We start from the raw sequence: 21,709 nt of genomic DNA, 5'->3' as shown, positions 1-21,709 counted from the left end.
TACGCGAATTTGAAATCATACGAATTCAAAAAATAGTTGGCTAGTTCATTAAAAAAATACGGCCTCCTGTGGGAATCCGACACGAGGTGGATCTTTTCTTCCGAATTTCCGGCCAGAGCTTTGAGATTTTTGAAATCCGGGAGCCATGGTCAGTCCCGGGCATTCATGCGAACACCCCATAGCCAGAGCAACTTTTGTCAAAAAAAAGAGTGGAATCTCTTTTGGATGCGATCCGATTTCAAGTGGTATCGGTATGATCCCCTATGGGCTTTCAGCGCTCTTGAAGAAATAATTCTTGAAATTGATAAGAAGCCTTTCGGCTGCTTCTGGGGATGACGGCGGGATGGCAGAGCCCCGATGCCGGAGTTTGAGGAAGGGCAGAAACCCGCAGGATTTTTTCTACCTCTCCCTTTTATTCCCGCGCCGTTTGGCACCTTTCCCGACCTTTTTCAGAAAACGCCCGAAGGACTTATCCTTGTTGCGCTTATCCAGATAGGACATCTCGTGGAACTCCGACTCTTTTCTGAGTTTGGCATAGGAATGAAAACGTTCCTCGCTGATATTCCCATCTGCTATGGCCGCAAGAACAGCACAGCCGGACTCCTGAGTATGGCTGCAGTCCGTAAAACGACAGGCTCTGGAAAGCTCAAGAATATCATCAAACTCCCTTCTGATTCCCTCGCCCCTGTCCATCAGACCCAGCTCCCTCATGCCCGGTGTGTCTATGAACAGAACCCCCGTATTCAGCACAATCAGCTGCCGTCGTGTTGTGGTGTGGGTACCCTCTCCCGTGGCACTGACGGCACGGGTCGCATAAGCATCGCGGCCCGCCAGACCATTAATCAATGTGGTTTTGCCCACTCCGGATGATCCCAGCAGGCAATAGGTTCGACCGGGCACAAGCACCTCATGAAAGACATCCAGTCCCTTACCCGTTTCATTGCTGAGGGGAATAATTCTCGCCGTGATACCCGCCTGTTTCACAGCTGCAAGCTTCTCCTGAAGTTCTTCATGGGAAATCAGATCGGTTTTGGCGAGAATCACAACGGGCTCCACATGTCCGTCAGCGGCCATGACCAGATAACGGTTCAACCGGGCCAGATTGAAATCAAAATGGCAGGACTGCACAATGAAAGCCACATCCACATTGGCCGCAATCATCTGATACTCCACTTCGGATCCGGCCCGTTTTCGTCTTACAAAACTCTTTCTGGGAAAGACACCGTGAATGATGGCGTATGTATCATCACTATGATATTGTACACAGACCCAGTCTCCCACGCATGGCAGATCACTCGGTGAACCAGCCTGAAAATACATTCTGCCTGCCAGCTCTGCGGGAATCTCACCGTGCTCATTCCTGATGGTGAAATAATGGCGATCAACGGCCGCCACTCTGGCTACACTGTTATCCATGCCGCAAAGTTCAGCGGACTTTTCTTGAAACCAGTCGTCAAATCCCAGATCTCTCATTTTTACCATGGGCTCCATCCATCGATTGCACGATTTCCACTGTCCGGCCATCTTTCTCCTAGTGGACGATACGCAAAGCGTCAAGCAGGCTTTTTCTGATTCCCCTACGGGATTTCACCGGATCAACACCATACCCGCCAACCACCCCATCACCAGCAGCGGAAGGGACCAAAAGTGGAAGGACCACCAGAGCCGGTGATTTCTGGCCAGTCGCAGGGCAATAAGGTTGGCCATGGATCCTATGGCCAGACCAAATCCTCCCACATTGGCTCCCCAGGCCAGAAGCTGCCAGTCGTGGGTAAAATGGTGAAGAAAAAGGGTAGCCGGTACATTGGAGATTGCCTGAGAAAGGAGCATGGCGGATGTAAAGATACCGCCCGGCAACCTTTCGGCCAGTGTGGCAGCACCATGCAGCCACGGCAGGGATGCCAGCAGACCGGTTACCATGAACATCAGCACAAAAACCAGCAGCAGCAGCCAGTCCACCCCACGCAGCACTCCACGCCAGAAAATAAGATAGACCAGAGCTGTCAGAATCAGGGCACTCACTGACCACCCCTGCTCCAGCATTACAAGAAAAAGGGGATAAAACAGCAGGGAAACACCGGCCATGGATATCTTCACGGGCCGGGAGCTGCCAAGGTCTGCCGACTCAATGGACTGTGCTGGAAAGGCAAAGGGAATCAGAAACAGAACCAGCAGCAGAAGTATGGCGCCCAGCGGCATCATGACAAAAAGAAATTCCATGAAACCGACTTCCGAAGCCTGCCACAGAAACAGGTTCTGGGGGTTGCCCACAGGACTCAAGGCAGAGCCCGCATTCACGGCAAAGGCTTCAAATATCACCATCCGGCCAATGGGAATCGGCGTTAGGGTCCGCAGCGCCAGTGTCAGCGGCACTACAATGAAAAGCGCCACATCATTGGTGACAATGGCCGACAGCAGGGCTGAAAACAGAACCAGCAGACAGGCCAGCCGCCGCTGACCACGTGCCCAGCCCAGAAGAACATGGCCTGCTCTGGCCAGCATACCGCTGTCTTCCAATCCCCTGCTGAGAATCATCAACCCCGTAAGGGCCGCAATGGTTGGCCAATGTATAAAGGTACCCAGTTCCCCTACCTTTTCGGGCCGCTCCCACAGCAGCAGTATGAGTGCCGCCGTCAGCAACAGAAGAAGCTTGTTATTCCCAATAATCCTTAAACCATACCGGACCGACGGCATGCCTGCTCCTTTATAAGTTACCTGTCTGTCTGCCCGACCGCTGTTACTGCCCCACTATACACGGCAGCCTTTTGCCCGCTTCCAGCACCAGCACTTCCGTAAAATCCCTGAGCAAAGCGGAACCAATATCCCAGCAGTGCCAGTACAGGGGAACATCCATGGGCCTATTCGGCACCACCTCCACAAGGGCACCGGACCCAAGATATCGATCACTCTGCAGATCCGGTACCATGCCACAGCCCAGCCCCAGCAGTATGAACTGGAGAAAGCTGCTGGCAGAAGGAATATAATGCACAGGATGGCGAATGGTGTGCCCTGTTACCGAAGTAAAAAAATAATCCTGCAGGCGGTCCTTGCGGTTGAAGATCAACACAGGTGCCTGCAAATCCCCCAGACCCTCCGGTCCGGACGGAAGCCACCGCTCCATGTAGGCTGGCGATGCCAGCATGCGGTAGCGCATGCTGCCCAGAGCCTGAACGCGGCAGCCCTGAAGGGATCTCTCCCTGCTTGTGATACACCCCATCACCTCTCCGTCCTGCAGCAGGCGGTGGGTCACATCCTGATCATCGGTACAGAGATCCAGCAAAATATCACGGGAAAGCAGAAAGGACTGCACAGCCCCAGGAAACCACGTGGTAAGACTGTCTGCGTTCAGGCCTACTTTCAGGCTGCGATAAACACCCGGCCCCCTGGGAAGAAGAGCGTCTTCCAGGTCTGCCTCCAGAGAGGCCACCTGCCGGTAGTGTTTCAGAAGCCTGACTCCGGGCTCTGTAGCCCGTGGCGGGTAACTCCGTACCAGCAGTACCTGACCTGTCTGGTTTTCCAAAAGTTTAATCCGCTGGGAAACCGCAGACTGGGTGATGTGCAGCGCCTGAGCCGCCCGTTCAAAGCCTCCCTCTTCCACAACGGAAGCCAGCGCTTCCAACAGCTTATAGTCCAGCATGGCAAGGTATCCCCCTTTAGCAGCCTTTTTTCCGGTCTCTGCTCCGGACAGGATTATAACAAAAAATTATGAATCATAAAAATAATGAATTTTGCTTTTGGCTTATTCAGAGATAAAGAAAGGGAGGGAAGCAACCGCATAGAACAGAGGAATTGACCATGCTGACACCTGCCATTTACGGATTTTCCGTTTGTCTGGGACTGATTATCGCCATCGGCGCACAAAACGCCTTTGTCCTGAATCATGGCATCAAAAACAACCGTCCCTTTCTCATCGCCTTCACCTGCATTCTCTGCGACAGCCTGCTCATCGGTATCGGCGTGGCAGGGCTGGGCAGTCTACTGGTTTCCCGACCGGACTTTGTCCGCTGGGCCACATGGGGAGGGGCAGCCTTTCTTATGGTCTACGGATTCCGGGCCTTCTGCTCCTCCATCCGGGGAGGCGGCACACTCCAGACCCCGAACAGCGGGAACATGACAAAGTCTTCCCTTATTCTGGCCACCCTTGGCGTCACCTTCCTCAACCCCCACACCTATCTGGATACCATTGTACTCATGGGCGGACTTTCCGCCCCCTTCATGGGAACAGAGAGACTGGGATTCTGGCTGGGTGCGGTCACGGCCTCGAGCCTCTGGTTTATCACCCTGACCCTGGGAGCCCGCAGACTGGCCCCCTTTTTCCGGAAAGCAGCCGCATGGCGCATACTGGATGCAGGTGTATGCATCATCATGTGGGGTATTGCGGCTGCCCTGGTACAGCAGGCCCGGACCCTCTGAACCTGACGTTCCATGGCCCTTTCCCTACCCCTGAAGGAGAAAATGGAGGAACATAAAAAAACTGATCCCCGCAGGATCAGCCCCTGTGCCATCGGTTCTGGGATTTTCCCTGAAAAAGTACCGAACTCTCCCGTTGCCGCCCAGACAAGCGAAAAACCATGGCATCAGTTTGCTGCGGCCAGTGCCTGACAACGCAGATTACGAAGCTGACGTCCCGCTTCCGGGCCCTTCAGGCCGTGGCCTGCCGGAAGATGGACAGCCAGCATTAACCGGAGATCCCTTGCAGCCATTTCATAGAAGTCATCACCGTGGTCCGCCCGCACCAGGGCAAACAAAGCCTCCACCAGATCCAGCCGATGCAGGGCGGAAAGGATATCCACACGGGTTCCCGGTCTCAGTTTATCATAGAGGCCAGCCTTCATGTGAAAACGCGCCCCGGTCATCCCCGCCTCCACCCACCTTTTCGGAAGCCGGAGCCTTTGTCCCAGCCCCTTAGCCAGCACCACTCCCCCCTCATCATGCCCATGATGGGAAGGCCATTTTTCCGGGGGACTGGCAAGTTTGCCAAGATCATGGCAAAGACCCATCCACGCCCATAGGACCTTCCCATGAAGGGCATCCATTACATCCAGAATATGATCAAAAAGAGAACCGTCATGCCAGGGCGGAGGACCGGCGGGCACCTTTCTCGCCTTTTCCATTTCCTCAAACCACGGAACAAGACAGCCCGTATCAGCAAGAGTACGGAAAAACCGGGAAGGAAGAGTGGAATGGAGCGCCCGTACCAGCTCATTGCCCACCCGCTCCGCCGTGCATCCATCCAGCCGGGCTGCGGCGGAAGCCATGGCCTCTTTCAAGTCACCGGACAGGATGAATTCCGGCATCATACTGGCAAATCTGGCCGCCCGCAGCACCCGGACCGGATCCTTCAGAAAATTTTCCCCGCTAACGGGCCTGAGGGTACGGGAGGCCAGATCCTGCAGGGCCATGGGATGGGAGAACAGACGCCCCTCCTCATCTTCGGCAAGGGCATTGATGGTAAGATCTCTTGCCATGAGATCATGTTCTATGCTTTCAAAAGGCGAAAGTACATACTCCGAAGCCCCCACCCTGTATACGGGATACTCCCTCCCCTGCTTCCGGGCCCGGGGAAAGGCTGCCATAAAACACTGCTCATCCGTGCCCAGAACCACATAATCCCGATCCGTAACCCTGCGTCCCAGTATTCTGTCCCTCAGGGCACCACCCACGCTGTAAATCTTCACCCGGTTACTTTCCAGCCATCAAAGCTTTTATTTTCCGTATCAGACCGGCACCGATCATTTCATCGGCCACAGCCAGAACGCGCTGCATCACCTCAAGGATGTCCCCATCACCGGCCCAGTGCCTGCGCACCACATGCTCCGGTGTACGGCTGACCACACTGTTCAGAGCATAGGTAGCGAGAATAATATCATCCAGATACCCTACAGGCCCTAAAATGGCTTCCGGCAGAAGGTCCACCGGAGAAATAAAATAGGCAATGGCAAAGGCAAGCTTGGCCTTTTCTCCTGCCGGGACATCCGGGTCCACCACCAGCTTGCAGAGAAGATAAAACATATCCGGAGCCAGCAGAATATATTCCGACCACCGGCTTTGTTTCCCCTTGCCGGATTCCGCCCACGCCTTCACTTTCATCCGAATTTTCCGGTAAAAATCATCCTGTTTCTCTTGATCCGGTGCCTTCATCTCACCCTCCTTTAAGCTGGTCAGGCCTGTTTTTATCTGCCGACTGCCGTACCTGCCAGGCAGAGGCCCATCATACAGAAATCAAACCATTGAAATGCAACACAGAGAAGAACCCTACCCTTCCTTTTCTTCTTCGGACGAAGAATCCGCTTCTTCCGTATCCCGCCATATATGGACCATACGCGCAAACCCGCTTTTTGTCCGCTCCCATTCCTTTTTCAGAGAAAAAACATCCGTATCCATACGCCTTCTGTTCATCTGTACATGAACCGCCGCCATGCAGTGGATCTGTATGGCAACCTTCAGAGAATCCAGATTGAAGGGAGGGTCCGTTGCAGGCAGGGCAAGGGGCAGTATTTCATCCAAATCCATAAGTGAGCGGTTGTATGTCAGCGCATCCCTGATGGTGGCTGCCAGCAAAGAATCTGCCTCAAGATCCTGCGGTGGCTGCCAGCGGCCCGGAAGTCCCAGCCTGTCCACCTGATGCAGCACTCCGAGCAGGACAGGCCTTCTTCTGCCCCTGTTTTTTTCATCCTCCTGCCATTTCCGCAAACGTTCCCTGAAATCCGTGTCCAGTTTCCGTGCAGGCTGGTTAGCCTTCAGTACCCACAGCACGAGATCAGAGCTCATCACTTCCTCCAGCAGAAACTTCTGCCCCGCCTCACTGCCATCCAGACCGGGCAGATCCACCATGGTAAGGACCTGACCGTCATCCATGCGGCAGCAGTACACCTGACCCCGATCCGTAGCGGGAAGGATGTCCACCTCCGCCTGCATGGCTCCCGTCAGTGCATTGATCAGAGTGGATTTACCGGCACTGACCTGTCCCAGCATGGAGATGCGCAGAGGCTCTGGAGGCGGTGCCAGACGCTTCTGATCCTTACGGGCGACCTTACTTTCTTCCAACTCCTCGGAATCCAGCCGAAAATGCCCCCCATACAGGTCAATACCCGTTCGCAGTACTTCCACCAGAAAAAGATAGCGCAGTTTCTGCTGCACCTCCTCGCTCATATCACGGAAAACCTGACGAAAGATATAACTGCGCAGCTCGGCGATCCAGCCCTCCGGCGTGAGGAGCCGCAGGGCGCGGTACACATCGTAGAGACGCTTTCCCTTACGGAAATGTTCTTTATGGTCATGAATCAGAAAAAAAGAGGAAATCCGGATATGGTCAATACCGGGGACATGCTCTTTCAGCACCTTGCGATAACGCCTGCTGATGGTTTCACCCACCGACAGAATTTCCGGTACCGTAAAGGACCATTCTCCGTGCCTTCCCTCTCTGCCATACTGCCGCGCCACCCGGCGGAGAACCTCCAGCCCCTGTTCGTGAAACCGGATCCACTCCGGCTTTTCCTTCAGAAGATCCCCGATCTCAGGAAGAATGGCTGCATGGACATCCCTGTCTGCGGGCAGCCAGTGGGGGGGCAGAGACACCTCACCGTTTATGACAGGATCCACAGCCATAGCCTGCTTCGTCTGTCTGTCCCGTCTTGCCATGATCAGTATGACAAGGGTCATGCACAGGCTGAAGCCCAGAAGAATCAGGGCAAAGTACAGGATATACCCACCCATAAGAACCGCATACAGACCATAAGCAGCCAGTACCAGAACGGGAAGAAACGCAGAGGCCAGCATTAAGGGAAAAAAACGATCCATAAGACCGGCCATGGCCTTATATCCCTTACTTATTTTCATCATGCATCACCTTGGTCATGCGGGCAAAGACCCTGTCAAAACGCTCCCGCATCTCTTCAGGAGAAGGAGGATCTCCGCTGCTTTTGCCGTAAAAATACATACAGGCAACCCGGCCCATGGCATAGGTAAACCCATAGCTCGCCACACCTGCGGAAACACCGCCGATGATCTGACCGTAAACGGGAATGAGTTTCACAAGCTGCCTGCGACCGAAGGCCGCCGCATACTGCACGGCAAAACCCGCACCCATGGCTCCGAAAAAATCCCTGAGAAGAGTCCGGTTCCACTCCAGGCCGTACTGTCCTGCCAGACTGTGCAGCATCTTGGACTGAATGGCAGGAACGGCAAAAAAACCCAGACCCGGTACGGCATCGGTGGCGGCTGCGGCACCGGCATACCACATCACGTCTTTCTTCAGCCGGAGGAAATTTTCCTCTTCCACACCTGCGTTCATTTCCTTTTCAAAGAGAGCGGCAATCACCGGAAGATGTTCCTGCAGTTTACCCACAAGATCTCCAATGCCAGAAGGAAAGCCCTCCCTGCCCACAAAATCAACGGCTACCTGATCCGCCAGTCCCCAGACCCTCTCCACCTGATCCCGGTTATGACGGATGCAGCGCTGCCTCTCATCCACCGTATCCACGAGTTCAATACCCGTATGCACCAGAAGCAGGTCCCGGACAGATCCGGATGCACGAATCTGTTCCAGAGCGCGCAGAACCTCGCTCTGCTCCGGATCCTCCGCCCGCATCACCACAATGAGGGCGTGGCTGGCAGCACTGCAGGCCCGGATATCTTCGTAAGGATCATAGTCGGCCTCGGCCAGACCACGGGTATCCAGAAAAGCCATGAGGGGTTTATCCGGCGGAAAAACATAACGCCGGGATGAGGGCGTGCAGGGGCGGAATCCATTGCCCACCTCCACCCCATCCAGCCCTGTCACAGCCTGAATCAAAGAGGACTTTCCTGCTCCCGTTTTACCCAGAAGCCAGAGAGTGGGCAGGTGCTCACGGCTGTACTGAAAAGCGGGTTTCAGTTCCGGGTTCTTCTCCGGAAACATCAGTGAAGCCAGTTTCTGTACAGATTGCTGCAGCAGCATGACAACCTCCTCTTATCAGCGTTCAGCTTACTACAATAGACTATAGCCCGTAGGGGGCCTCTGTAAACCGTACCCGTTGGAAAGAATCTTTTTCAGTCCGGGTACTACCACAGAAAAACCTCATTGATATGCCTGCACTTCAATCAGCAGGCTGCGGAAAGGATCCTCCCTATTAACCCTATCATTTTCTTTATAAAAAAATCTTGTCTTGCTTGAAAAACAACTAACTGGTCCGGCTTCATGACATGCCCCGAAGCTGGAAAGTAACGCTGGTAAAGCAGGGGATAGACAAAAGGCAGACTGTCAGCCTGCCATGCTGCCGTAAAAACGATACAAACCATACCGCATCCGTCTCCCTTTCCTTCTCCGGCACCCTAAAGGAATGCCCTTGTTTTCCTGCCTCCCCCTGCCTTTGCCTCCGTGCTGACATTTCCTATTCTTGCATGGAAAACAGATTTCTGCCATGATCAGAAATCAGCAAGACCAGAATCTGAAAGAGAGATGTCCTGTTCCACCCGTCCTGCCCCCAGGCATCTCAGGGATGCAAACCACAAAGGAGCCCGCCATGTCCTTCCCCACATTTCATATCCGCACCATACCACTGTTCATCGGCTGCGTTTTTAGCTCTTTCTGCCTTCTTTACGCCGCTTCTGCCCTTGCCGACACGGCGGAGACAGCACCGAAACCCAAATCTCACGCAGGTATCGTGCTCACCCACACGGAAGGATCCGTCCGTATTCTTGACCCATCCTCTCCCTTTCCCAAGGCACCTGGAGAACTGCCCCGTATTCTTCAGACCGGAGACAGGGTGCAGACCCAGCGCAACGCCAGAGCCCTGATTTTTTCTCCGGACGGAGAACTGATCCTGGACAGCGACAGCATGCTCCATGTGCTGGAATCCGAAGGCACACAGCTGGAGTCCGGTACCGCTCTCTATGAAATTACGGCAAGGGACGGCAAACGCGTGACAGCCCGCACACCACTGGTGGTGATCGGGGTCAAAGGAACCCGTTTTATGGTTTCAGTTGGTGAACACCGTGAAGATGTGGCCCTTTTCAAAGGACGGGTGGGAATTGAAAGGGAAGACCAGCAGCCCATGGCCTTTTATCAGGCCAAAAGCCCAAGGGACATGACCTTTTCCGAATATGTGACTTTCCAGAGGCAGAGTTTCGGAGATTACCGCAAGGCACTCATGCAGGATTTTTCCGACTACAAAGCCACCATGGCCGCAGAATTCAGGGACTTTAAAAAAGAGATCGACCTGACCCCCGGTAAAAGACTGACCATGGGTAGTGGAGAAACCCCTGAAGCTGTGGAAGCGGATGTGGACAGGATCACCCAAGAGAACGCCCAGTCTCTGCACCTGTGGAAACAAAAGGCATCCCAGACCCGAACACGGCCCGACATGCCTTCCATACAGAATTAAACAATTCTGGCTCTTTTTTTGTCCGGGCGGTCACCATGTCTGCCCGGACAATATTGCTTTCTCAATCCGTACATCACTTCCAGTTCATTTCCGCATCAGACTTTCTGAGATACAGAGGCAATATGAAAGAGGGGTCCACGGCTCCTTCCGGGCCTTTTATCCTGGCCAGCAGCCCGGCTTCCCTGGCATCGGGATCATGACTGAAACAGCCCGGCCACAATGCCCTCTCCCCCATGACCTCCTGAATTTGCTCTTTATAAAAAACAGCCCCGCTCCCCACAAAAAGACAGCTGCCTTCCAGTTGTTCCAAAACCATTCCGAGAGAAGCGGCGCAGGCCTCCGACCGGGCCTCGGGTACAGGCCCTGAAACATCAAACAACTGGGCATAAACTTCCCCCCTCCGGGCATCCACCATGGCACAGACCGGCCGGGAAAAAGATAGAAACCGGGCGGCAAGCACCTCCAGGGTGGAGAAGCCAAACATGGGAAGGCCACAGGATACGGCCAGACCTTTCAGAGTACTGACACCAATACGCAGTCCCGTAAAACTACCGGGGCCCAGAGTCGTAACCAACGCATCCAGCTCACCGGCCCTAACCCCCGCATCGGCCATGACCTGCTCCAGCATCACAAGCAGATGGCGGGAATGGGTCTGACCGGGATTCCGGAAACAGGCGGCCAGCACCCTCTGCCCGTCCAGTATGCAGACACTGGCCGCAGCCGTTGTGGTATCCGCAGCCAGAAGTTTCATGGAGTTGCCTTCTTTTTGCTTTTTACCTTTTTTACGGAAGGGGGCGGAGTCGCGGCAAGGACATCCTCGGAAATAGCTTTCTTCAGCACTTCCTCCACGTCTTTTACGGCGATAAAGTTCATTTTCCGCTTCAGAGAAGAAGGTATCTCCGCAAGATCCTTCCGGTTTTTTTCAGGAATCAGGATGGTCGTAACTCCGCCGCGCAAGGCCCCCAGCGCCTTTTCTTTCAATCCGCCTATGGGCAGCACACGGCCCCGGAGGGTGACTTCCCCTGTCATGGCAAAATCCTGATTCACCGGCTTTTCCGTAATGGCCGAAGCAAGGGCTGTAATCATGGCCACACCAGCCGAAGGGCCATCTTTGGGAATGGCTCCCGCAGGCACATGAATATGGATATCCAGATCATCCAGATAGGAGGCGCCCTTACCCATACGCCCCAGATTGGCCTTCACATAGGTCAGGGCAGCCCGGGCCGATTCCTGCATAATCTCACCAATCTGACCTGTCATGATGAGTTCACCCTTACCCGGCAGCAAAGAGGCCTCAATGTAGAGCACCTCACCACCAACGGAAGTCCAGGCAAGACCCGTAGCAAGGCCAATCTGATTCTCATCCTTATCCATTTCAGGCTGGAATCTGGCAATACCCAGAAATTTTGACAGGTTGGCCCGGTCCACACGGATTTTACCCGTATGCCCTTCGGCGGTTTTCCGGGCAGCTTTACGGCAGATGGTGCCGATCTCCCTTTCCAGATTCCTCACACCGGCTTCTGCCGTATACTCCTCTATAATCAATTTGATAGCCGCATCCCCGAGTATCAGGGCGTCTTTCTGCAACCCGTTTTCCTTAATCTGACGGGGCAGAAGATAACGCCTTGCTATTTCAAGCTTTTCTTCCGGTGTATACCCTGGGATTTCAATAATCTCCATGCGATCCAGCAGTGCCGACGGAATGGTATCCGTCATATTGGCCGTGAGAATGAACATAACGGAGGAAAGATTAAAGGCAAGGTTCAGATAATGATCGGAAAACTCCGCGTTCTGCTCCGGGTCCAGTGCCTCCAGCAAGGCAGAGGAAGGATCGCCCCTGTAATCGGAACCAACCTTATCGATCTCGTCCATCATGAAAACGGGATTTTTAGACTCGCACTGCTTCAATCCCTGCAAAATCCGGCCGGGCATGGCACCGATATAAGTTCTGCGATGTCCCCGGATTTCCGCCTCATCCCGGATTCCGCCCAAAGAAAGACGGTAGAATTTCCGGCCCATGGCCGCCGCAATGGCCCGGCCCAGAGAGGTTTTTCCCACACCGGGAGGTCCGAGAAAGCAGAGAATAGGACCCTTCATGGAAGGATTGAGCTTGCGCACGCTCAAATAATCCAGAATTCTTTCCTTCACCCGCTCCAGTCCAAAGTGCTCCTTATCCAGAAGCTGCTTGGCCTTTTTGATATCCAGCACATCTTTTGTACTTTTATTCCACGGCATATCCAGCAGCCAGTCCAGATAGGTCCGCACCACAGCCGTTTCCGATGAATCCGGATGCATCTGCTCCATACGGCGCAGCTGTTTGGTGGCCTCCTCCTGGGCGGGTTTGGGCATTTTGGCTTTTTTAATACGTTTTCTGTATTCCTCGATCTCCTGAGTGCGCTCGTCCGCTTCTCCCAACTCCTTGTGGATGGCCCGGACCTGCTCCCGCAGAAAATAATCCCGCTGATTTTTAGAAATCTCATCCCGCACCTCGGAATGAATCTTGGCCTGCATGGCAGAAAGTTCCACCTCGCGGATCAGAAGATCACTGACCCGCCGCAGGCGGGCAACAGGGTCTTCGATTTCCAGAAGTTCCTGGGCTTCCGACAGCTTCAGCCTGAGGTTGGAAGCCACCAGATCCGCAAGCCGTCCCGGCTCTTCAATACTGTCCAGAATACTGCCCACATCTCCGGAGAACTCACCCCGGAAAGCCAGAATCTTTTCACTCTGATCCCGCACTGTACGGACAAGGGCTTCCGCTTCCATGGAAAGCTCTTCGACCTCCTTCTCCTCCATACGCTCAATGCGGACAAAAAGAGGCCCCTCTTCTCCAACAAATTCAAGAATCCGTGCTTTACAGATCCCCTGAACCAACGTTTTCATGCGACCATCGGGCAGTTTCAGCATACGCAGAACACGGCAGACAGTACCCACACCGTAAATATCATCAGGACCGGGCTCTTCACTGGCCGGATCCTTCTGAGTAGCCAGCATCAGGTAGCGGTTGGAGCTAAGGGCCTTATCCACTGCCTCTATGGAACGCTCTCTTCCGATAAACAGCGGCAGCAGCATATCGGTAAAAATAACCACATCCCGTACGGGCATGAGAGGAAGGGTTTCCGGAACATCCTCCACATCATGATTTTCTTCTATGATGCTGATAAGATCGTCCTTATCGATTTCTGCCATTGATTCTCCTTGCGCTTATCCTTAAAAAAAGGAATCTCACATGTATGAGCAGGCCCCTCTGGCCGGGGTACCATGCCAGAGAAAAGCAATGATAATAAAAAATTACAAACTGACTATGCCCTTTATCACTCCTGAAAGTGAAGGAGATGCCACCCTCTTCCTTCACCATAAAACAGGAGGTATCCACGGAAAAAACCAGAAGCACCACCACCGGCCTTTTATCCGGTTTCCTTCCGGACACCAACCTTTTATTATAGTGAAGAATGATCAGTGCGCAAGGGCTGACACCAAAAAGATTCCCGTAAAAACCAGATTTTCACACAGAAAGACCAGGAAAGTTCCCGGTCCTGTCCAACCCTTACGCCCCTGTGACCGGCTCTGAGTCAGGTACATCAAGGGCTGTCCTCCGATTTTTCTCAAAAATGCACTCTGCCGTTCTACCCATGAATCCGCCATGGCAAATCAGGGGATTGATTTTTAACCAAGCTGCTTTCATAATAGACAGGCTGAAGATGACGCGGACTCTTTACCCCCGAGGAAAACCCTGTGACCTTTCTGACAATTTCTGCTTTTATTTTTGGTGCTCTTGTGGGCAGTTTTCTCAATGTATGCATCCTGAGGATTCCTGTCGGCCTGTCCATTGTCCACCCACCGTCCCGATGCCCGGCCTGTGAAAGGCCCATAGCCTTTTATGACAATGTTCCCATTCTTTCATGGCTGCTGCTCAGGGGGAAATGCCGGAACTGTAAAGAGCCCGTATCCCCACGCTATATGCTGGTGGAACTGCTGACAGGCTCACTGGCTGCCGGGCTGATGTGGAAATTCGGTCTTCAGCCAGCAGCCATTCTCTTTTTCTTCTTTGCCGCGGCCCTCGTGGTTATCACCTTTATTGACATTGACCACCGCATCATTCCCGATGTGATTTCCCTTCCCGGCATTCCGGCAGGTTTTCTGGCAAGCGGCTATTTTGTCATCGGTTTTATGGATTCCGCCATCGGCATTCTGGCAGGAGGGGGCAGCCTTCTGGCTGTGGCCCTTGGCTACAGGATTCTTACCGGCAGGGACGGTATGGGTGGAGGGGATATCAAACTATTGGCCATGATCGGGGCTTTCATCGGCTGGCAAGGGGTTCTCTTTACCATTTTTGCCTCATCCCTTACGGGTACTCTCATCGGTCTTCTGACCATGATCAAACAGAAGGAAGGCATGCGCCTTGCCATCCCATTCGGTCCTTTCCTTGCATCGGGTGCCCTGCTATATCTTTTTTTCGGCCCTGAAATAATTCAGCTCTATCTGAGGAGCCTGGGCCATGGATAAAGAAAATCATGCCTTCTGAAAAAATACTTCCATGGTAAACGAACCGGATTCCGTCTGAATGGGTACGGCCAGAACCGATCCTGTGCCACCGTGGTCGATCACATGCTTCTCTCCGGCAATCACCCTGTCAAAGGCTGCCTTCCTTGATATACCGGACTGAGCAAAGGAATTATTCACCTGCCCACAGATCATATTCATCATTTCTCCCACCGCATCCTGAATCTCATCATTGAGTTCCGTCAGGTCTTCACCGAACATACGGGATACGGCGGTTAAAATACAGGATTCCGAAAAGCTCAGCGTCAAAGATATCTTCGGAGAACCGGTCAGGCGTATGCATCCCGTTACAGGCCCCAGAGCCAGGCTGTCTTTCTTGATAAAAGGCGCCTGGGTCCGCCCCTCAAGGGTAGCTGTGGTTTTCATTACATTCAGACTGGCTTCAATAAATGGATTGATCAGTGCGGCTTCCACCCCCCCTCCTTTCTGCTGTATTTCCTTAGCAGCTCCACCGGGCTTCCACGCTCTGACCCTATGGCAGCCATCAGCGGCTCCCGACAAATACCGGACAGACCCTGCAACCCGAAACCTTTACCCTTTTGCCTGCCGCCATATTCATAATCCTATACCATCCCACTCTCCGATGGTATAGGATTATAAATATGTCTGTTCTGAGTACCATCCAAAGTTTTTTATCCATCCAGTATTCTTCAAGGAGCGAGAATGACACAGCCCCGCCATCCCATCATTTCCAACCTTGCTTCCAGCAGGGTAAAAAAAGGCAAAATCGTTTCCGCAAAAGAAGCCATACGGGTCATACGCAATGGTGATACGCTGGCCATCAGCGGTTTTGTCACAACGGGAATACCCGAAGAAATCATACAGGCTCTTCAGTGTGAATTTCTGGAAACTGGCAAGCCGAGGGACCTGACCCTTGTCTATACGGCAGGCATCGGAGACCGGAAAGACAAGGGAATGAACCACCTCGCCCATGAAGGACTACTGAAAAGAGTGATTGGTGGCCACTGGGGGCTGGTACCGAAGCTGCAGAAACTTGCCATGGCAAACCGTATTGAGGCCTACAACCTCCCCCAGGGAGTGATTGCCCATATGTACAGGGATATAGCCGCAGGCAAACCCCGCACCATCAGCCCTGTGGGGCTGGGTACCTTTGTGGATCCACGGCTGGAAGGTGGCAAGGTAAACGCATGCACCACGGAAGATCTTGTGGAGCTCATAGAATTTGACGGAAAAGAATACCTGGCCTACAAAACCTTTCCCATCCATGTGGCCATACTGAGGGGAACAACGGCGGATCTTGACGGCAATATCACCATGGAGAAAGAAGCCCTCACACTGGAAGCCCAGGCCATGGCCATGGCAGCCCACAACTCAGGCGGTTTTGTTATTGTGCAGGTCGAGCGCATTGCCGAGCGCAACAGCCTGTCTCCCAGAGCCGTTAAAATACCCGGAATTCTTGTGGACTGTGTGGTGCAGGCCAGCCCGGAAAATCACTGGCAGACCCTTTCCTCCTTTTACAACCCCGCCTACAGCGGTGAAATCCGTGTGCCTTCCCAGTCCATGGAAGACATGCCCATGGGCCTGCGCAAAGTGATTGCCCGAAGGGCGGCACTGGAACTGAGGGCCAACAGCGTGGTGAACCTCGGTATCGGTATGCCCGAAGGCGTAGCATCCGTAGCCCATGAAGAAAAGGTGCTGGATTATCTGACCCTTACGGCAGAGCCCGGGGTCATTGGCGGCATTCCTTCCGGAGGCCTTGATTTCGGAACGGGTATCAACACAGACGCCATCATTGACCAGCCTTCTCAGTTTGACTTTTATGACGGGGGCGGTCTGGACATCGCCTTTCTCGGGCTGGCACAGGCGGATCGCTTCGGCAACCTCAACGTGAGCCGGTTTGGCGAAAGTCTCACAGGAGCAGGCGGCTTCATCAATATCAGCCAGAACTCCAAACGGGTGGTTTTTCTGGGATCGTTTACGGCTGGCGGCCTTGATGTAAGCATTGATAACGGTCAGCTGCGTATCCTTCAGGAAGGAAAATCCAAAAAATTTGTCCGGGATGTGGAACAGATCACCTTCAGCGGTAAGGTTGCTGCCAAAAAAGGACAGCACGTAGTGTATATTACGGAGAGATGTGTTTTTCAGCTTACGGATCAGGGCCTTCTACTAACGGAAATTGCACCCGGAATGGACATCGAGAAGGATATCCTCAGCCAGATGGACTTCCGTCCACAAATCGCAGAAAAGCTCATAACCATGGACACTCGCATCTTCCTGACGGAACCCATGGGGCTTAAAAAAGAGCTGCTGGAACTTCCCCTTGCCCACAGGCTGCAATATCAAAGTGAAGACAATACCTTCTTTGTCAATTTTGAGGGCTTTTCCATCTGGAGGGAAGAAGATATTCTTGAAATCGAGGAAACGGCATCCGCCATACTGGCTCCTCTGGGACACAAGGTTGCGGCCATTGTCAACTACGATAATTTCCGCATTCACCCGGAACTGCTGGACACCTATATCGAAATGGTGGACAGACTGGTAAAACGCTTCTACACGGGCGTTACCCGTTACACCACCAGTGCCTTCATGCGTATGAAGCTGGGCGATGCCCTCATCAGACGACAGGTGGCTCCCCACATATACGAAAGCCCGGAAGAAGCCCGAAAGGCCCTTGAGATACTGAAACCCTGAATCGGAAAAACGACATGCCCGTCTCCCTTGAAATCCTCTTACCTTTTTTCACCGCATCCCTTCTCCTCGCACTGGCACCGGGTCCGGACAATATTTTTGTTCTTACCCAGTCCGCACTGCATGGAAGGATTGCAGGGCTGATGGTCATGGCCGGACTCTGTACGGGACTTATAGGCCACAGCGCGGCTGTTGCCTTTGGAGCGGCCGTCATCTTTCAGACCTCGGCCACGGCCTTTTCCCTGCTTAAATGCATTGGAGGGGCCTATCTTATCTGGCTGGCCATACAGGCTTTCCGGGCTTCCGGCACGGATGTCCCTATCCATCAGGAGAACCGGCCCGGACTTTTCCGTCTTTACTGCCGGGGCATCATCATGAATGTCACCAACCCCAAAGTTGCCATCTTCTTTCTGGCCTTTCTCCCGCAGTTTGTCTCTCCTGCAGGGGGCTCTGTATCTTCACAGATCCTGGTTCTGGGTCTTTTATTCATTCTTGCCACCCTCCTTGTTTTCGGGAGCATAGCTCTCACCGCAGGCACCCTCGGCCAATGGATGAATCGGTCGGAACGTATTCAGAAAACTCTGAACCGTCTTGCCGGAACGGTTTTTATAGGTCTGGCCCTCATGCTTGTACGCTCAGAACGCTGACAAACCAAAGGGCCTTTCCGCTGAAAAGCCCTTTGCCTCCCTACCCAATCTGTCAGGAACATGGAGCCGTTTAGCGTTCTGCCTCCTCCCGCAACTGCTCCAGCTCTTCCCAGCGGGCATAAAGGGCCTCCACTTCACGGCCTGCCTCTTCCAGCTCCCCACACAGAAACTGCAGGGCGTTCCCATCTGCCAGCACCTCGTCAGCACCCATACGATGGTTGCAGTCCTCAAGTCTTGCTTCCGCCTCAAGAATCCGCTGTTCCATACCATCCAGCTCCAGCTGAAGTTTATAGGAAAGCTTGCCGCTTTTTTTCTTTTCTTTCTTAGGAGTCTGATTCCCCGTTTTTTTTTCTTTTGGTTTTTCACTCAGCCGGATATCAGCCAGCCACTGATCCATGGTAGCAAAAAGACCCGTATTGCCCTTACCGTCAAAGCCCAGAACCCGCTGGCAGACCCTGTCCATGAGATAACGGTCATGGGAGACCAGCACAACGGCTCCGGGAAATTCCTGCAGGCTGTCTTCCAGAACTTCAAGGGAGGGGATATCCAGGTCGTTGGTAGGCTCATCCAGAAGCAGTACATCCGCAGGACGCCGCACGAGATTGGCAAGAAGAATCCTTGCTTTTTCTCCGCCGGATAATTTTCCCACAGGCTGATACAGCTGATCCGCCTTAAAAAGGAACTTTGCAGCCCAGCTGGCCACATGAAAATTACGGCCCTGATACATGACACTGTCACCATCCGGACAGAGGGCCTGCTTGAGGGAGATATCCGGATCCAGATTTTCACGACTCTGGTCAAAATAGACGACAGAAAGCCCTTCCGCCCAACGCACCTCTCCGGAGTCCGGCCTCAGCTCTCCAGCCAGCATACGCATAAAAGTGGATTTTCCCGCACCATTCTTTCCCGCAAGCCCCAGACGCATGCCCGGTGCAAGTACAAGGGAAATATGGGAAAACAATTCCCTGCCTTCCACCCGGCCCCCCAGATCCATGACCTCCACCAGCTTTCTGCTTTTGCGCTGAGTGGTATCAAACCCTATCTCTACACGGGTCTGCTGACGATTGCGAAAACGAACGGAAGACAGTTCATCTTCGAGTCTGGCTGCTGCATCAATGCGATACTGTGCTTTCGTGGTCCGGGCTTTGGGCATGCGGCGCAGCCACTCCGTCTCCCTTCGCATACGGTTTTGCAGCCTGGCTTCCCTTTCTTCCTGCTGCTGCAAGAACAGCTCTCTCTGCTCCGTAAACCGTTCATACCCGCCCATAACGGAAAAAAAACCGTCCGGGTAATACCGGCCCAGTTCCATGATGCGCCGACAGACCCTGTCCAGAAAACGACGGTCATGGGAAACGCTGATAAAGGTAAAATCAGCCGTCTTCAGTCTGTCTTCCAGCCACAGGATCCCCTCCACGTCCAGATGGTTGGTGGGTTCATCCAGCAGCAGCAGCTCCGGAAGCCTCACCAGCTCACGGACAATGGCAAGACGCTTGCGCCACCCTCCGGAAAGAGTACCGACCTCCGCATCCAGATCCGGAAATCCGGCTTCTCCCATGATACGGCGGATCCGGCCGTAAGCCTCCGGATCTTCCGGACCCGCCGCCGCCGCCTCTTCCAGTACTCTTCGGACAGTGTGATTTTCCGTAAAGGAGTCGTCCTGAGAAAGAAAGGCAACCTTCAACCCCTTCCGCATGAGCCTGTCTCCCCTGTCCGGGCTCACAAGACCGCCCATGATGCTGAGGAGGGTACTTTTGCCCGACCCATTGGGACCGATCAGCCCCAGAGCTTCCCCCTCTTCCACGGCAATCTGAAGATCTTCAAAAAGAAGTTGTTCTCCGTAGGTTTTGGAAAGTCCCTTCCACGTAAGCAGTGCTGCCATAAACAATCCTTATCTGTATTCTGTGCCGGTTGAACGCCGGCATCAAAAAAAGTAGCCATGCAGAGACCGCTGATGGATTTGCATGGTTTTCAAGTCTTTTTAAAAAATCAGGTGAACCAGATTTCGTTTCAAAGCTTTTCAGCCATCCCCCCGCACCATGCTTTCCCTACAATTTTCTCCTCAGCTTTGCCACAGCCTCAATGTGAAAGGTATGGGGAAACATGTCCACAGGCTGTACCTCAAGAATTTCATAGGCACCCTGCATCATGGCCAGGTCCCTTGCCATGGTGGCAGGGTTGCAGGATACATAGACCATACGCTCCGGTGCCAGCTCCAGAATGCGCTTCACCACATCCGGGTGCATGCCCGCTCTGGGCGGATCAATGATCATCACATCAGGCTTTGCATCCAGACCGGGCAGGACATCTTTCATATCTCCCAGAATAAAACGGCAGTTCTCCACACCATTTTCAAGGCAATTCATTCTGGCATCGGCCACAGCACTTTCAACAATTTCTATGCCAATAATTTCCGAAGCTGCTTTTGAAAGAAAAATGGGAATGGTGCCTGTTCCCGAATAGAGATCCAGTACCTTTTCCCCTCCCCGAAGCTCCGCATAGGCGGCCACCTGAGCGTACAGTTTTTCCGCACCCGCCGTATTGGTCTGAAAAAAAGAATTGGCTGAAATTTTAAAGCGAAAGGAACCAATGGCGTCATAGATGGCCGGTTCCCCTGACAAAAGAAATTCCTCTTCACCAATGGCAACCCCTGCCTTACGGCGGGTCACATTGTTCACCACACTCACAACTTCCGGAAAAGCCTGACGGATACGCTCTGCCATGGGCAGGAGCACATCCGCGTCCGGGTCTTTTGTCACGAGATTGACCATAAAAACATCATCCGCCAGACTATGACGCAGCATGACAAAACGCCAGAAACCCTCATGGCTTCTCAACCCGTACATGGGAAGACCCGAGGCAAGAATTTCTCTACGAATGAAGTCTAAAAGCGGGGTGGCCCTTTCAGGCTGTATATGACATTTGTGAATATCCAGCACCCGGTCAAAAGCTCCGGGTACATGCAGACCTATGGCCGCATCCTTCTTCACATCCGGGTTGGCAAGTTCTTCCGGCAGAAGCCACCGGCTGTCCGTACAGGTAAATTCCATCTTGTTTCTGTAATGAAAAGACCGTGGAGAAGCCAGAGCAGGAAGAACGGAAACTCCTTTTATGCCACCTATATGCTCAAGGGCTTCCCCCACCTGAAGAGTTTTATAATGCAACTGTTTTTCATACTGAAGATGCTGCCACTTACAGCCTCCGCAATGGGCGGCATAGGAGCAAACCGGTATCACCCTGTCTGCGGAAGGAGACAGAACTTCCAGGGTTTTTGCCTCAGCATGGCGTTTCTTTTTCTTCACCACCCTGGCCCTTACCCTGTCTCCTGCCACAGCATCATCCACAAACACGGCCAGACCATCCACACGGGCAAGTCCCCTGCCGCCAAAAGCCATGTCCGTAACATCCAGTTCTATTTCCTGCTTTTTTCTGATATCGCTCATAGGGTTCCGCTATTTAAGGTTCCGGGAAGTGACAAGGTAAAAAGTTTTC

General features: G+C 53.3%; 18 protein-coding genes and 1 pseudogene. 7 read left to right on the top strand and 12 right to left on the bottom strand.

The features are described 5' to 3' along the window. The first annotated feature begins 47 nt into the window (after window positions 1-47). Window positions 48-336, top strand: a pseudogene (locus OOT00_RS16550) (DUF3024 domain-containing protein). 63 nt (window positions 337-399) lie between these two features. On the opposite strand, the gene rsgA reads toward OOT00_RS16550, so the two are convergent. The 3 genes from rsgA to OOT00_RS08995 form a co-directional block, all read right to left on the bottom strand. After that, a complete protein-coding gene (gene rsgA / locus OOT00_RS09005; protein WP_265425045.1) occupies window positions 400-1,482 on the bottom strand; it encodes a ribosome small subunit-dependent GTPase A in 1,083 nt (360 codons plus the stop codon). Window positions 1,483-1,587: 105 nt separating this feature from the next. Beyond that, window positions 1,588-2,694 carry an SLC13 family permease gene (locus OOT00_RS09000; protein ID WP_265425044.1) on the bottom strand — a complete coding sequence of 369 codons (1,107 nt, stop codon included), beginning with the start codon at window positions 2,692-2,694 and terminating at the stop codon, window positions 1,588-1,590. A 43-nt stretch (window positions 2,695-2,737) separates the two neighbouring features. Continuing rightward, the gene (locus OOT00_RS08995; RefSeq protein ID WP_265425043.1) at window positions 2,738-3,637 is read right to left on the bottom strand and encodes a LysR family transcriptional regulator ArgP; all 900 of its coding nucleotides are present in this window, start codon (window positions 3,635-3,637) and stop codon (window positions 2,738-2,740) included. A 158-nt stretch (window positions 3,638-3,795) separates the two neighbouring features. Here OOT00_RS08995 and OOT00_RS08990 point away from each other — a divergent pair, with 158 nt between their 5' ends. Both OOT00_RS08990 and OOT00_RS08985 read left to right on the top strand, forming a co-directional pair. Then, window positions 3,796-4,413 carry a LysE/ArgO family amino acid transporter gene (locus OOT00_RS08990; protein ID WP_265425042.1) on the top strand — a complete coding sequence of 206 codons (618 nt, stop codon included), beginning with the start codon at window positions 3,796-3,798 and terminating at the stop codon, window positions 4,411-4,413. A 42-nt stretch (window positions 4,414-4,455) separates the two neighbouring features. Then, complete coding sequence (locus OOT00_RS08985) at window positions 4,456-4,602, top strand: hypothetical protein (RefSeq protein ID WP_265425041.1); 147 nt, start codon at window positions 4,456-4,458, stop codon at window positions 4,600-4,602. On the opposite strand, the gene OOT00_RS08980 is transcribed toward OOT00_RS08985, so the two are convergent. From OOT00_RS08980 to OOT00_RS08965, 4 genes are all read right to left on the bottom strand, one after another. After that, complete coding sequence (locus OOT00_RS08980) at window positions 4,578-5,678, bottom strand: tRNA nucleotidyltransferase/poly(A) polymerase-related protein (RefSeq protein ID WP_265425040.1); 1,101 nt, start codon at window positions 5,676-5,678, stop codon at window positions 4,578-4,580. The genes OOT00_RS08985 and OOT00_RS08980 overlap by 25 nt on opposite strands. A gap of 4 nt (window positions 5,679-5,682) precedes the next feature. Further along, window positions 5,683-6,141 carry a YkvA family protein gene (locus OOT00_RS08975; RefSeq protein ID WP_265425039.1) on the bottom strand — a complete coding sequence of 153 codons (459 nt, stop codon included), beginning with the start codon at window positions 6,139-6,141 and terminating at the stop codon, window positions 5,683-5,685. A gap of 114 nt (window positions 6,142-6,255) precedes the next feature. Then, a complete protein-coding gene (locus tag OOT00_RS08970; protein ID WP_265425038.1) occupies window positions 6,256-7,842 on the bottom strand; it encodes a GTPase in 1,587 nt (528 codons plus the stop codon). Further along, a complete protein-coding gene (locus OOT00_RS08965; RefSeq protein WP_265425037.1) occupies window positions 7,826-8,938 on the bottom strand; it encodes a YcjF family protein in 1,113 nt (370 codons plus the stop codon). Before OOT00_RS08965 ends, OOT00_RS08970 begins: the two co-directional genes overlap by 17 nt. A gap of 565 nt (window positions 8,939-9,503) precedes the next feature. On the opposite strand from OOT00_RS08965, the gene OOT00_RS08960 reads away from it, so the two are divergent. After that, on the top strand, window positions 9,504-10,364 hold the full coding sequence (locus OOT00_RS08960; protein ID WP_265425036.1) for a FecR domain-containing protein: 861 nt from the start codon (window positions 9,504-9,506) through the stop codon (window positions 10,362-10,364). A 73-nt stretch (window positions 10,365-10,437) separates the two neighbouring features. Here OOT00_RS08960 and tsaB read toward each other — a convergent pair whose 3' ends face one another. Together tsaB and lon are read right to left on the bottom strand one after the other, a co-directional pair. Next, window positions 10,438-11,115 carry a tRNA (adenosine(37)-N6)-threonylcarbamoyltransferase complex dimerization subunit type 1 TsaB gene (tsaB, locus tag OOT00_RS08955; RefSeq protein WP_265425035.1) on the bottom strand — a complete coding sequence of 226 codons (678 nt, stop codon included), beginning with the start codon at window positions 11,113-11,115 and terminating at the stop codon, window positions 10,438-10,440. Continuing rightward, a complete protein-coding gene (gene lon / locus OOT00_RS08950; RefSeq protein WP_265425034.1) occupies window positions 11,112-13,550 on the bottom strand; it encodes an endopeptidase La in 2,439 nt (812 codons plus the stop codon). Before lon ends, tsaB begins: the two co-directional genes overlap by 4 nt. Window positions 13,551-14,096: 546 nt before the next feature. Between lon and OOT00_RS08945 the strand changes: the two genes are divergently transcribed. Next, window positions 14,097-14,867: a prepilin peptidase gene (locus tag OOT00_RS08945; RefSeq protein ID WP_265425033.1), complete on the top strand. Its 771-nt coding sequence runs from the start codon at window positions 14,097-14,099 to the stop codon at window positions 14,865-14,867. 6 nt (window positions 14,868-14,873) lie between these two features. Here OOT00_RS08945 and OOT00_RS08940 read toward each other — a convergent pair whose 3' ends face one another. Next, window positions 14,874-15,338 (bottom strand): chemotaxis protein CheX, encoded by a 465-nt coding sequence (locus tag OOT00_RS08940; protein ID WP_265425032.1) that lies wholly within the window; start codon window positions 15,336-15,338, stop codon window positions 14,874-14,876. 249 nt (window positions 15,339-15,587) lie between these two features. Between OOT00_RS08940 and OOT00_RS08935 the strand changes: the two genes are divergently transcribed. Both OOT00_RS08935 and OOT00_RS08930 read left to right on the top strand, forming a co-directional pair. Then, on the top strand, window positions 15,588-17,576 hold the full coding sequence (locus tag OOT00_RS08935; protein ID WP_265425031.1) for an acyl CoA:acetate/3-ketoacid CoA transferase: 1,989 nt from the start codon (window positions 15,588-15,590) through the stop codon (window positions 17,574-17,576). Window positions 17,577-17,590: 14 nt separating this feature from the next. After that, window positions 17,591-18,220, top strand: coding sequence for a LysE family translocator (locus tag OOT00_RS08930; RefSeq protein WP_265425030.1), 630 nt, complete (start codon window positions 17,591-17,593; stop codon window positions 18,218-18,220). Window positions 18,221-18,290: 70 nt separating this feature from the next. Here OOT00_RS08930 and OOT00_RS08925 read toward each other — a convergent pair whose 3' ends face one another. Further along, entirely contained in the window at window positions 18,291-20,099 is a 1,809-nt protein-coding gene (locus tag OOT00_RS08925) for an ABC-F family ATP-binding cassette domain-containing protein (protein ID WP_265425029.1), read from the bottom strand. Window positions 20,100-20,265: 166 nt separating this feature from the next. Beyond that, complete coding sequence (gene rlmD, locus OOT00_RS08920; RefSeq protein WP_265425028.1) at window positions 20,266-21,660, bottom strand: 23S rRNA (uracil(1939)-C(5))-methyltransferase RlmD; 1,395 nt, start codon at window positions 21,658-21,660, stop codon at window positions 20,266-20,268. Window positions 21,661-21,709 lie beyond the last annotated feature (49 nt).

Origin of the sequence: Desulfobotulus pelophilus, from assembly GCF_026155325.1 — a bacterium.
GTDB lineage: Bacteria > Desulfobacterota > Desulfobacteria > Desulfobacterales > ASO4-4 > Desulfobotulus > Desulfobotulus pelophilus.
This window is presented reverse-complemented; position numbering and strand designations above follow the sequence as displayed.